Genomic DNA, 13,658 nt, shown 5'->3' on the forward strand with positions numbered 1-13,658 from the left:
TCTGCTCCTTACAGCGCTTGTTCATCGGCCAGTCCGGCCTCGAGTTGGTGCATCTGCTCGGACGAGAGATCGACGAGCGTGCCCGCCGAGGGCTCCGACGCCGTGGTGGCATCGCCGTCGGCGGGGAGTTCCGCGACAAGCACCGCCAGCCGTTCCGGCGTCCTTTCCTCGAACACCTGCCACGCGCTCAGTTCCAGCCCCTTGCGGCGGGCTCGGGCCGAGAGCTGCATCGAGATGATCGAATCGCCGCCGAGTTCGAAGAAGCTGTCGTCGGCACCCACCCGGTCCAGGCCGAGTACCTCCGCGAACAGCTCGCACAGCCTCGCTTCCATCGCCGTGCGCGGATCCCGCCCTGAAGACATTCCGACGAAGTCGGGGGTCTGCAGCGCCCGGTGGTCGAGCTTGCCGTTCGGGGTGAGCGGCATGTGGTCCAGCGACACGAACGCCGCAGGCATCATGTACTCCGGCAGGCGTACGGCGGCCAGCTCGCGCAGCGCGGAGGTCAGCGTGCCGTTCGCGCCGGAAGCCTCGGCCGACGGCACGACATACGCCACCAGCTGCTTGTCGCCGGGTCCGTCCCTGCGGACCGCGACCGCCACCTGGCCGACCCCGGGATGCTCCGCGAGCACGGCCTCGATCTCAGCCGGCTCGACCCGGTATCCGCGCACCTTGACCTGCGCGTCGACCCGGCCCGCGAAGATCAGCTGGCCCTCCCGGCTCCAGCGGAACCGGTCGCCCGAGCGGTACATCCGCTCACCGGGGGCGAACGGACTCGCGACGAACCGCTCCGCCGTCAGACCGGGGCGTCCCAGGTAGCCACGAGCCAGTCCGACGCCCGTGATGTAGAGCTCGCCGACCACCCCCGGCGGTACCGGCTGGAGGAAGGCGTCGAGCACGTAGTGCCGCACGTTGCGGATCGGGCCGCCGAGCGGGACCACATCGTGCCCCGGAGCCAGCGGGGCGCTCATCGTCGAGCAGATGGTCGTCTCGGTCGGCCCGTAGGCCTGGATCACCCGGCGGCCCGGCGACCAGCGGTCCACCAGCGCGGCCGGCAGCGCCTCGCCGCCCGTCAGCACTGTCCGCAGGGTGTCCGGCAGGTCGTCCTCGCTCGCCAGCACACTGGGCGACACGGTCAGGTGGGTGATGTCCGCCCTGCGGATCGCGTCGCCCAGGGTAACGCGGGGCGGCATGCTCGCCGCGTCCGGCAGTACCAGGGTCGCACCGGCCAGCAGGGTCATGTAGAGCTCGGAGACGATGGCGTCGAATCCGATCGCGGACAACTGCAGGACCCGCGAGGACGACGTCACGGCCATCCGCTCGATGTGCGCGTACCCCAGGTTGACGAGTCCGGAGTGGGCGACCAGGACGCCCTTGGGCACCCCTGTCGACCCCGACGTGTAGATCACGTACGCCGCGTCCTCGGGTGCCACTCGCGGCAGCTCGGCATCCGGATCGGCGGCGGGCAGCTCATCCAGCACCAGCACCGTGCCCGTGAACTCCGCGGGTACGACCGCTCGGGTCGTCCTCGTGCACACCAGCACCTGCGGCGCCGAGTTCGCCAGGATGAACTCGATGCGCTCGCGGGGATAGTCCGGATCGACCGGCACGAACGCCCCGCCGGCGAACGTCACCCCCAGCAGGGTCACCGCCAGCTCGGCCGAGCGCTCGACCAGTACTCCCACCCGGGCCTCACGCCGCACGCCCAGGCCCACGAGCAGTCGCGCCAGCGCTTCGGCCTCGCCAAGCAACTCGCTGTACGAAAGGCTCCGCGCCGCGTCCTGCACCGCGGGCGCTTCCGGTGTCCGCGCGGCCTGCCTGCGGAACAGCACCGGCAGTGTCTCCGCCGCGAGCGGTTCGTCGGTCCTGTTCCACTCGTCCACCACCAGGCGGCGTTGCTCGGGTCCGATCAGGCCGACCCGTCCCACCGGCGTCCGCGGATCGGCCACGACCTGTTCGAGAGCCCGGAGGAGCGACGCGAGAAGGTCCTCGACCTGGGTCCTCTCGAACGCGTCCGGGCGGAAGATGACTTCGCCGTGGACGGGGCCCGCTACGGACGCGCGCATGGACAGTGGGTAGTGCCCGGTGTCGTTCGGGATTCCCGCGGGGCGCATGACGAGTGCGTCGGGTTCGTCGGACACGGGCGGCGGGGGCGGGTAGTTCTCGAACACCACGATCGTGTCGAATGCCGCGCCGGGCCCGGCATGCTGCTTGATCTCGGTCAGCCCGACGTGCTGGTGCGGTATCAACGCGACCTGCCGTTCCTGCAGGTCCGCCAGCATGTCGAGGAAGGGTTCGGCGCCGACCAGGCGGGCCCGGACGGGCAGCATGTTCATGAACAGGCCGACCGCGGACTCGACACCGGGGATCTCGGGCGGACGACCGGCCACCGCGGCGCCGAAGACCACGTCGTCGCGACCGGTCAGCCGGGCCAGCAGCAGTGCCCAGACCCCTTGGAAGAGCGTGTTCGCCGTCACACCGTGCCGGCGGGTGAACTCCACCAGGCGTCGGCTCAGGTCGTCGTCGAGTGCGAATGCGACCCGGTCCGGCTCGACGGGCGCGATGATCGTTTCCGGTGGCACGACGTGGGTGGCCTCGTCGAGCCCCGCGAGTTCGGCCCGCCACGCCTCCCGGGCAGCTGCCTTGTCCTGGTGCACGGTCCAGGCGAGATAGTCGCGGTACGACGTCGGGGCCGGCAACGCCCGGCCCTCACCGCCGGCGTAGTACGCCGCGAGCACCTCACCGGTGATGAGCGGCAGGGACCAGCCGTCCGCCGCGATGTGATGCGACGTGAAGACGAGCCGGTGCCGGCGGTCACCGAGTCGCAGCAGGTGCAGACGCAGCTGCGGCGCCCGGGTCAGATCGAACCGCTCGGCGTGCAGCTCCGCCGCGAGACGGTCAACTTCCGCCAGCGCCTCGTCCTCGGGCAGATGGGACAGGTCGGTCTCCTGCCAGGGCGGCGTCACCTCGCCAGCGACCGCCTGCACCACCGCACTCGACCCGAGCTGGTGAAAACTCGCCCGCAGGGCGGGGTGCCGGTCCAGCAGCACCTGCCACGACCTGCGGAAGCAGGCGACGTCCAGCGGTCCTTCGATGACGAGGGTGCGCATGCTCGCGTAGACGTCCGGGCCGCGCTCGTCGGCGGCGTGGAACAGCAGGCCCTCCTGGAGCGGAGACAGCGGCCAGATGTCGAGCAGGCCCGGCACGGCGGCCTCGACCTCCGCCACGTCCCGCTGCGTCAGCACGGTGAGCGGGAAGTCGGATGGCGTGTGCCCTCCGGCGCCGCCGGCCTCGATGTGGGCGGCGAGGCCGGTCAGCATGGACAGCCAGCCCTGCCCGAGCGACTCCGCCTCGGCTTCGCCGAGTATGCGCCCGGCCCAGGTCACGGTCAGCTCGAGCTCGGGTCCTTCGGCGGTGTCCAGCACGACCGCGTCGATCTCCAGGACGTGGCGCAACGCCGTGTCCTGGTCCGTCGTACCGCCGATGGTCCCCACCGTCTGCCAGGGCTCCGCGGCACCGCCGGGCCGGGACGGGAAGCGGCCGAGGTAGTTGAACCCGATCCCCGGCTTCGGCAGCGCCGCCAGGACCGGCCCGGTCTCTGCGTTGAGGTGACGCAGCATCCCGTAGCCGAGCCCGCCGTCGGGCACGGCGCGCACGCTCTCCTTGACGCTCTTCAGCAGCCTGCCTGCCGCGTCGCCGCCCGAGAGGGCTTCGGCCGTGTCGATCCCGGTCACGTCCAGCCGGAGCGGATGTATGTCGGTGAACCAGCCGACAGTCCGGGACAGGTCCAGGTCACCGATGGGCTGGCGGCCGTGACCCTCGACGTCCACCACGACGGCCGGGTCGCCGCGCCACCGGGCCACCGCGCCCGCCAGGGTGGCCAGCAACACCTCGTGAACCCCGCAGTGGAAGGCCGAGGTCGCCTTCGCCACGAGCACGCCCGCCTTGTCCCGCGGCAACCGCCAGGACCTGCGTCCCGCGGTCGACATGGTGTCGCGCGTGGGGTCGAACTCGCCCGGCCACGACGGCGCTCCGTCGAGGATCGCTGTCCACGTCTCCAGCTCCGCGGACCGGATCGCCGCCTGATCGGCCAGTGTGCGCGCCCAGCGCCGGTACGAGACGCCGACCGGATCGAGCGCCGGTTCCCGGCCCGCGGCCACGGCCGCACACGCCGCCTGCAGGTCCGCCAGCAGGACGCGCCACGACACGACGTCGGCCAGGAGATGGTGCGCCACCACCACGAGCCGTCCGAGGCGGCCGGGTCCGGCGTCCACCCACACCGCCCTGATCATCACGCCGGCGGCGGGATCCAGCCGGGTGGCGGTCTCGCCGGCGCAGCGCTCCGCGATCTCGTCCACGTCACCGGCACCGGCCTCGACCCGCTCGACCAGCGTCGCCGCGGCCACCGCCGCCCGGTCGGCCACGACCAGCCGGGGCTGCTCCCCGTCGGTCTCCACGATCCGGCTGCGCAGCATGTCATGGGTGTCGATCACCGCGGCGAGTCCGGCCGCCAGCACGTCCACGGACAGGTCGTCGGGCGCCCCCACGGTCACCCACTGCGCCGGTGCGCGCCGGGTCATCGCGCGGGGGTCGCGTTCGAGCTGTGCCCGCACCACTGGCGTCCACGGGACCTCGCCGACGCCGTCGGCGAGGTCGGCCCGCGCCGGTCCGCCCCGCTCGGCGACCGCCGCGATCCCCGCGGGCGTCTTCCGCTCGAAGACCTGCTTCGCCCCGAAGACGAGGCCCTCGCGACGTGCGCGGGCGGCCAATCGCATCGACAGGATCGAGTCGCCGCCCAGCTCGAAGAAGCCGTCGTCGGCGCCGACCCTGTCCAGCCCGAGTATCTCGGCGAACAGGTCGCACAACACCCGCTCGGCCTCGGTACGCGGCTCGCGGCCGGCGGCCTTCGCGGTGAACTCCGGAGCCGGCAGGGCCGCAGTGTCGATCTTTCCGTTGAGCGTCAGCGGGAAGCCGTCCAGCGCCACCACCGCCGCGGGCACCATGAACTCCGGCAACAGCGCCGCGAGGTGCTCGCGGACCGCGTCGGTGTCCGGTTCCACATCCCCTTGCGTGGTCACATACGCGATCAGCCGCTTCTCGCCGGGCTGGTCCTCCCGCGCCACCACGACCGCCTGCGCGATCTGCGCAACCTCGGCCAGGGCCGCCTCGATCTCCCCGGGCTCCACGCGGTAGCCCCGGATCTTCACCTGGGAGTCGGCCCTTCCGGCGAACAGCAGCTCCCCCTGATCCGTCCAGCGCGCCAGGTCACCGGTGCGGTACATCCGCCCGCCCGTCGCCCGGCCACCACCTGCTGAGGCGCTGCGCGCCACCGCGTCGCCGGGGACGAACGGATCGGCGACGAACCGCTCCGCGGTCTGCCCGCTCGCGCCCGGATAACCGTGCGCGAGGCCGTCGCCGGCGAGGTAGAGCTCGCCGGTCACGTTGGGCGCCACCGGCTGGAGGAACGCATCGAGCACATAGGCCCGCCGTCCGGCCAGCGGTCGGCCGATCGGCAGGGTGCCGCCCGTTTCGTCCCACGGTTCGAGGAGGTGCCACGTGGCGCAGAGGGTGGTCTCGGTGGGGCCGTAGAGCTGCCGGACCCGAACCTCTGGGCACGCCCGGCGCACCCGCGCGACGGACGCGAGGGGTACCGCGTCCCCGCCGGTCAGGATCTCGCGCAGCCCGCGGAAGGACTCCGGCGCTTCCTCGGCCACCACCCGGAAACTTCCGGCCGTCAGATGGGCGGTGGTCACGCCTCGTTCGATCGCTTCGCGCAGCCGCTGCGCGTCGACCACGCCCGGTTCCGCGACCAGCACGCGGGCGCCGCTGACCAGTGGCACCCAGATCTCCATCAACGACGCGTCGAACGCGTGCGACGCGTGCAGCAGCACGCAGTCGCCCGGGCCCTGCGACCAGCCGGGCTCGCTGGCCAGAGCCGCCACGCTTCCGTGCGGCACCGCGACGCCCTTCGGGACCCCGGTCGATCCCGACGTGTACATCACGTAGGCCACGTCGTGCGCCCCGACCGTGAGCGCCGGCGCCTCGTGCGGCGCTTCCTCGAGCGCCGGTACGTCCATGACCACCGGCTCGACCCCGTCCGGCACCGCGTCGCGGGTCGCTGCGACGCAGAGCGCCATCCGTGCGCCGGCATCGGCCAGCATCCGTTCGATCCGTTCGGCGGGGTGGTCCACGTTCACCGGTACCTGCGCGGCCCCCGCCTTCCAGACCGCGAGCAGGGCGACGAACAGGTCCGCGCCGCGTTCCATCACCACGCCGACACGGTCGCCGCGCCGCACGCCCAGCCCGGCGAGGTGCCCCGCCAGCCCATCCGATCTCCGGTCGAGGTCGGCGTAGGTCAGGGTGCGTCCCCCGTCCATGACCGCCACCGCGTCCGGGGACCTGTCGGCCTGCTGCCGGAACAGCTCCAGCGCCGAAGACCGGGCGGCCGCTTCGCCGGTCGCGTTGCCGTGCTCCAGCATCGACGCGCGCGTCGATGCGTGCGTCACGGCCAGACGGCCCACCGGAAGCGAGGGCACCGCCACCATTCGTTCGATGACCCGTACGACCTGCCCGGCGACCTCGGCGGCCGTTTCCCGGTCTATCCGATCGGGCCGGTAGGCCACATCGATCCGCAGCCGGTTTCCGGGAGAGACGCTCATCGTCAGCGGATAATGGGTACCGGTCCGGGTGCGGAGCGAGCTGATCGCGAAGCCACCGTCGTCTCCGGGACCGGCGGCGTCGTCCGGGTAGTTCGCGACCATCACGATGGTGTCGAAGATCGCGCCCGTCCCCGCCAGCCGCTGGATCTCCGACAGCCCGAGGTACTGGTGTTCCGTCAACGCCGACTGGCGCCTCTGCAAGTCCCGCAGCATCTCCAGCACCGGCCGGCCGCCTTCGAGCCGCACACGGACCGGGACGGTGTTGATGAACATCCCCACCATCCGCTCGACATCCGGCACCTCCGCGGGACGCCCCGACACCACCGTCCCGAACACCACGTCCGTCCGGCCCGCCAGCCGCGCCAGCACCAGCGCCCATGCGCCCTGCACGATCGTGCTCAGCGTCAGTCCATGGCCACGCGCGAAGTCGGTGAGCGCCTGCGTCGTCTCCTCGGGCAGCCATGCGGCATGCCCGTCCGGCATGACCATCGTCTTGTCCGCGTCGGCGTCCGTCAGGGTCGGTTCGTCCGCCCCGGCGAGCTCGGACCGCCACGCCGCTCGTGGCGCCTCCACGTCCTGACGGCGGAGCCACGCCAGGTAGTCCCGATAGGACGGTGACGTCGACGGGCCCTGCCCACCCGCGTACTCCGTCGACATCTCATCCAGGACGATCGGTGTGGACCAGCCGTCCAGGACGACATGGTGCGACGTCACGATGAGCCGGTGCCTGCTCTCACCGAGACGGATCAGCAACAGCCGGAGCAGCGGCGCCCTGGTCACGTCGAACCGCTCGGCCTGATCCTGCGCGAGCAGGCGGTCGGCCTCCGCGGCCGCGGCCGCCTCATCGAGGTGCGACAGATCGGCCTCGCGCCATGGGACAGCGACCTCGTCCGCGACGGCCTGCACCGTTTCGCCGGATCCGAGCTGGTGGAAGCTTGTCCGCAGCGATGCGTGCCGGGCGACCAGCCGTTGCCACGCCGCACGCAGCCGTGGCGCGTCGAGCGGTCCTTCGAGGTCCAGGATCCGCTGGCTCTGGTAGACGTCGACGCCGTCCGCGTCGATGGCCCGCTCGAAGAGCATGCCTTCCTGCAGCGGTGACAGCGGCCAGACGTCCGTCAGCCCCGGCACCGCGGCCTCCAGCTCCGCCACGTCCCGCTGCGTCAGCTCTACGAGGTCGAAGTCGGACGGTGTGTGCCCGCCGGCGCCGGGATCCTCGGCCAGTGCCGCGAAACCGGTCAGCATCTCCAGCCATGCCTCGCCGAGCCGCTCCACCGTGGCGGGGTCGAGGTGCCTGCCGTCGATGGCCAGTCTCAGCCGGGGTCCTGCGGGCGTGTCCTGGACATCCGCAGCGACCTCCACCGGGTGGGCCGCGGACATCTCCGGACCGCCGCCGAGCGACTCCTCGCTCGCCTGCCACGGGATGTCCTCGGCGGCGAGGCCGGACCGGCCGAAGTAGTTGAATCCGATCTGCGGGGACGGCAACTCGGCCAGCCTCGCCCCGGTTTCGGGGTTGAGATGGCGCAACAGCCCATAGCCGAGGCCATCGCCGGGGACGGCGCGGGCCTGTTCCTTCACGGCCTTCAGCAACTGCCCGGCGGCGGCGTTCCCCGCTGCCGCAGCAGAAAGGTCGACGTCGGAGACATCGAGGCGGACCGGATGGACGCTGGTGAACCAGCCGACGGTGCGCAACAGATCCATCCCGTCGGCGCCGTGGCGACCATGGCCCTCCACGTCCACCAGGATCCCGGCGCCGGTACCGCGCCAGCGCGCCACCGCACCTCCGAGACCCGCCAGCAGGACTTCGTGGATCCCGCAGTGGAAAGCGCCCGGCAGCCGGGCCACCAGACTGCGCGCCGTGGTTCCGGACAGCGTCCGTGACCAGGAGTGCGACTGCCCGGTCTGCTTTCCGGTCTGCTTCACTATGGACGAATCCGCACCGTCCAGTACGGCGACCCAGTGATCGACTTCAGTGATCGTGCTCGCGCTGAACGCCTGCTCGGTCAGCCGCCGCGCCCAGTGCCGGTACGAGGTCGACGCGGGCTCCAGGGCAGGGGTCCTGCCGGAGACCACCTCGTCGTACGCCGAACGCAAATCCGGCAACAGGATGCCCCAGGAGACCGCGTCGACCGACAGGTGATGCGCCACCAGAGCCAGCCGGCCCGGCCGGTCGCTTCCGGCGTCGACCCATACGGCCCGCACCATGATTCCCGCCGACGGGTCCAGCGTGCCTGCCGCCGCCCTGGCCTCGTGCGCGGCGAGTTCATCGAGGTTCCCGGTCCCGGCCGGCACCCGCGTGAGCAGGCCGGCCGCGTCCACCGCGCCGCGCTCGGCCACGAACAGCCGTCCGTCGGGCGCCACCCGTGCCCGCAGCAGATCGTGCACATCCAGCACCGCCTGCAGGGCGCCCACCAGGGCATCCGGATTCAGGCGTGCCGGGGTGACGACGACTTTCGCCTGCACGAAGCCAGGGCGTACCGCGGCATCCCCAAGGGCACGCATCACCGGCGTCCAGGGGATGTCTCCCACGCCTGTGACCGCCTCGGAGCGATCCCGTGCCGGTGTCGTCGGGGCCTCTTGTGCCAGTCCCGCGAGCCGCTCAGGGGTCCGGTGCTCAAAGATCTGCCGCGGGGTGAGGGAGATCCCCTCGCGCCGCGCACGGGCGGCCACCTGCATCGACGAGATCGAGTCCCCGCCCAGTTCGAAGAAGCTGTCCTCGACCCCGACCCGTTCCAGGCCGAGGACTTCGGCGAACACCGCGCACAGGATGCGCTCAGCCTCCGTGTCCGGCCCCCGGCCGACCGCCTTCGTGGCGAAGTCCGGTGCGGGCAGGGCCTGCCGGTCCACCTTTCCGTTGACCGTCAACGGCAGTTGGTCCAGCACCAGCACCACGGCCGGAACCATGAATTCGGGCAGCGTCGCGGCGAGCTGTTCGCGCAACCGCTCCGGGTCGGCGTCGTGCCCCGTTTCGGCGACCACATAACCGATCAGGTGCTCGTCCCGTACGGACACCACCGCCTGGCCGACACCGGGCAGGCCGGCGAGGACCACCTCGATCTCGCCGGGCTCCACCCGATACCCGCGGATCTTGACCTGGTCATCGGCGCGTCCGGCGAACACCAACGCACCCTGGTCCGTCCAGTACGCCAGGTCCCCGGTCCGGTACATCCGCTCACCCGGCACGGAGGCGCTGCCCACAGCCGTGTCGCCGGGAACGAACGGGTCAGCGACGAACCGCTCCGCCGTCAATGCCGCACGGCCGAGATAGCCCTGCGCCACACCGGCTCCGGCGACATACAGCTCGCCCACCACGCCCGGCGGCACAGGTCGCAGGAACGCATCGAGGACGTAGGTTCGCCGCCCCGGGAGCGGTCGTCCGATCGGCAGCACCGTTCCCGTCGCGTCGCCGGGTTCGAGCATCCACCACGTCGCGCACAGCGTGGCCTCCGTCGGGCCGTAGAGATGCCGCACCCGCACGCCAGGACTGCCGCGCCGCACCCGCTCCACCGCCGCGGGCGGCACCGCGTCCCCACCGGTCAGCACCTCGCGCAGACCGACGAGCGACTCCGGTGACTCCTCGGCCACCACCCGGAAGGTTCCCGCGGTCAGGTGGGCGGCCGTGACACCGCCGGCCACATGTCCGGCCAGAGCCTCGCCGTCCACCGCACCCGGTCCGGCCAGCACCACCCTGGCACCCGACAGCAGCGGCACCCACAGCTCGAACAGGGATATGTCGAAGGCGTGCGAGGCATGCATCAGCACGGCGTCATCGGGGCCGATCGCCCATCCCGGCTCGCCGACCAGCGCCGCGACGCTGCCGTGCGACACCACGACGCCCTTCGGTGTTCCCGTCGACCCCGACGTGTACATCACGTACGCGAGGTCGTCCGCATGTACGGCTGCGGACAGGCGGGTGCACTCCGCCACCGCCTGCCGCGTCCGGACATCGTCCAGGACGATCGGATCGAGCCCTCCGACCAGCACGACATCTCGGTACGCTTCCGCGCAGATCACCGCCGCCGGCTCCGCATCCGCGAGCATGAACTTCAGGCGTTCCGCCGGATAGGCGGGATCCAGGGGGACGTACGCCGCTCCTGCCTTCCACACCGCGAGCAACGTCGCGATCAGCTCTGGCGACCGGCCCAGCACCACGGCCACCCGGTCCCCACGCCGCACTCCCCTGGCGCGCAGATAGCCGGCGAGCCGCTCCGCGTGCTCAGCCAGTTCCCCGAACGACATCGCCCGATCGCCCTCGACGACCGCCACCCTGTCGCGGCGGCGCTCCACCTGACGGTCGAACAGTTCCGAGGCCGGCCGGCCCTGCGTCAGGGCGGCTGCCGCACCCCATGTGTCCACCACCAGTTCACGCTCGGCCGCACTCGTCACGTCGATCTCGGCCACCGTCAGGTCGCCCGCACCCGTCAGCTGACGCAGAACCTCCTTCAACCGCTCAGCGATGGAGAACGCTGTGGTCCGGTCGAAGAGCTCCGTCAGATAGTCGAGTTTGAGGAGCATCTTTTCGCCGGGGACGCACACCAGCGTCAGGGGATAATGGGCGGCTGCCCGGCCCTGATGTATGCGAATACCGAAGTTCCCTGCGGAGTCCGATTCGGCGGGCTTATTGGGGAACTTCTCGAAGACAATCATGGTGTCGAATACCGCGCCGGGGCCGGCCGCCTGCTGTATGTCCACCAACCCCACGAACTGGTCAGGTATGAGCGCCGACTGCTGTTTCTGTAATTGCGCAAGCAACTCCATGACGGGCGTCGAGCCGCAAAGCCGCACGCGCACCGGAACGGTGTTGAGGAACAGCCCCGCCATCTCCTCCACGCCGGGCAGATCCGGCGGGCGCGCCGACACCGCCGCCCCGAACACCACGTCCGTCCGGCCCGCCAGTCGCGCCAGCACCATCGCCCACGCGCCTTGCACCACCGTGTTCAGCGTCAGCCCATGGCTACGAGCCAGCTCGTCCAGCGAGCGCGTGAGGGTCTCGGACAGCTCGACCTCGACGCTCTCCGGCACACCGGGCGCTCGCCCCGGATCGGCGGGCGCCACCAGCGTCGGCTCCTCGGCACCGCGCAGCTGCGCCACCCATGCCGACAGCGCCCTCTCCTTGTCCTGCCTGCTCAGCCACGCGAGGTAGTTCCGGTACGACGTCACCGCGGGCAGGGCCTGCGGATCGCCGTGGGCCGGGTACAGCTTCGACAGCTCGTTGACCACGACCGGCAACGACCAGCCGTCCATGATCGTGTGATGACAGGTCATCACCAGCCGGTGCGTACGGTCGCCGAGACGGATCAAGGTCAACCGCAGCAACGGCGCCCGCGCGAGGTCGAACCTCGTCGTCCGATCCTCCTCGGCCAGCTCTCGCACGGCCGCCTCGGGGTCCTCGAGGTGCGAAAGGTCGACCTCCCGCCACGGCAGTTCCACCTCTTTGAGGACGATCTGCACTGTCTCACCCGATTTACGCTGCCGGAAGCAGGCCCGAAGTGGCGCATGCCGAGTCAGCAGCGCCTCCCACGACGCGCGCAGCCTGGCCGCGTCCAGCGGCCCGTCCAGGTCCAGGATCCAATGGCCTATGTAGACGTCGGGTCCTTCGCCGTCGTAAACCGCATGGAAGAGCAACCCAGCCTGCAGTGGCGACAGCGGCCAGATGTCCTCGATACGCGACTGGGCCATCAATGTCTCCCTCGGTCAGCTGTGGGATTGACGTGCGTCGTCGAACTCAGCCATGAATTCCTCAACTCGCCCTGTTCCAGGTCGAGGAGGTCGACGTCGAATGCGAATGCGGAACGTGCCGCACAGAAGAATCATCACCTGACGGGGCGAGCCCGGACAACATGTCCAGTCGCACCTGACGCGGTCGCTCGGTCTTCACCGCTCGTGCCAGCCACCCGTCCGCAGAGCTTCCCGCAGCGGTGCCGTCATGCCGGGAGCGACGCTGACATGGACCAGGCCGGCCTGCCGGCCGTTGGCATGTTCAATGCGGATGTCCTCGATGTTGACGTCCGCGCGGTCCGCGTCCGTCAGCAGCCGTGCCAGTTCGCCCTGCTGGTCCCCGATCATCACGGTCACCGATTCGAACCGCTCGGGCCGGCTCCCGTGCTTGCCGGAGATGCGGCTGCGGCCCGACACCCCCCTGCGCAGCATGGTCCCGACCGTCTTCATGCCGCTGCTGCGCTTGGCTTCGTCCGTCGCCGCCATGGCGCGCAGCCCGGCGACGATCTCGCTCAGATCGGTGCCCAGTTCGTCCAGGAGGTCCGCCACGACCGAGGCGTTGCCGCCCAGTATGTCCAGCCAGAGCTGGGGGTCGGCCTCCGCGATCCGGGTCAGGTCCCGCAGGCCCGGGCCCGCCAGACTCACCTCACGTTCCCCGGCGCTCTCCAGGCGCATCGCGACCAGGCTCGCCACCACATGGGGCGCGTGGGACACCAGCGCCACCGCACGGTCGTGCACCGCCGCCTCCATCAGCACGGGAACAGCACCGCACAGCGTCACCAGTTCCAGTGCCGTGTTGAGCGTCTCCGTATCGGTGTCCGCCGTCGGCGTCAGCACCCAGGTGCGGCCCTCGAAGAGGTCGCCCCGGGCCTTCAGCGGACCGCTGCGCGACGCGCCCGCCATGGGATGTCCGCCGATGTAGCACGAGGTGTCGCAGGCGAGGTCGATGATGTCGTGCTGCGTTTCCGCCTTCACGCTCGCCACGTCCGTGTAGTGCCGCGCCAGGTGTCTGCCCTGTGCGTCCGCCAGCACCTTGCCGACCAGTGGCGGCGGCACCGCGACGATCGCCAGGTCGACGGTTTCCGTGGGCGGCTGCACCGTACCGGCGCCCAGCGACGCGGCCGTCCGGGCGGCCGCCGAGTCGACGTCCTCGAGGTACACGGTCACGCCACGCGCCCGCAGCGCCAACGCCGCCGACGTACCCATCAGTCCTGTGCCGATCACCAGCGCGGAGTGCATCACGGCCACGTCCATTCCTTCGGTTGCCCCGCATGAGCGGCGGGATCG

Annotated in this window: 2 protein-coding genes; both read right to left on the reverse strand. The window is 71.2% G+C overall.

Features of this window, described 5'->3' with window-relative positions; genetic code table 11:
* Nucleotides 1-8: 8 nt before the first annotated feature.
* Entirely contained in the window at nt 9-12,332 is a 12,324-nt protein-coding gene (locus OHA11_RS00325) for a non-ribosomal peptide synthetase (protein WP_266490778.1), read from the reverse strand.
* 195 nt (nt 12,333-12,527) lie between these two features.
* Nucleotides 12,528-13,619, reverse strand: coding sequence for a prephenate dehydrogenase (locus tag OHA11_RS00330; RefSeq protein WP_266490779.1), 1,092 nt, complete (start codon nt 13,617-13,619; stop codon nt 12,528-12,530).
* Between the last annotated feature and the right edge of the window lie 39 nt (nt 13,620-13,658).

The organism is Streptomyces sp. NBC_00878 (assembly GCF_026341515.1).
Classification (GTDB): Bacteria; Actinomycetota; Actinomycetes; order Streptomycetales; family Streptomycetaceae; genus Streptomyces.

Excerpts from the sequence above, each read along its gene's own strand:
- OHA11_RS00325 (WP_266490778.1), bottom strand. The coding sequence starts at position 12,332 with ATGGCCCAGTCGCGTATCGAGGACATCTGGCCGCTGTCGCCACTGCAG.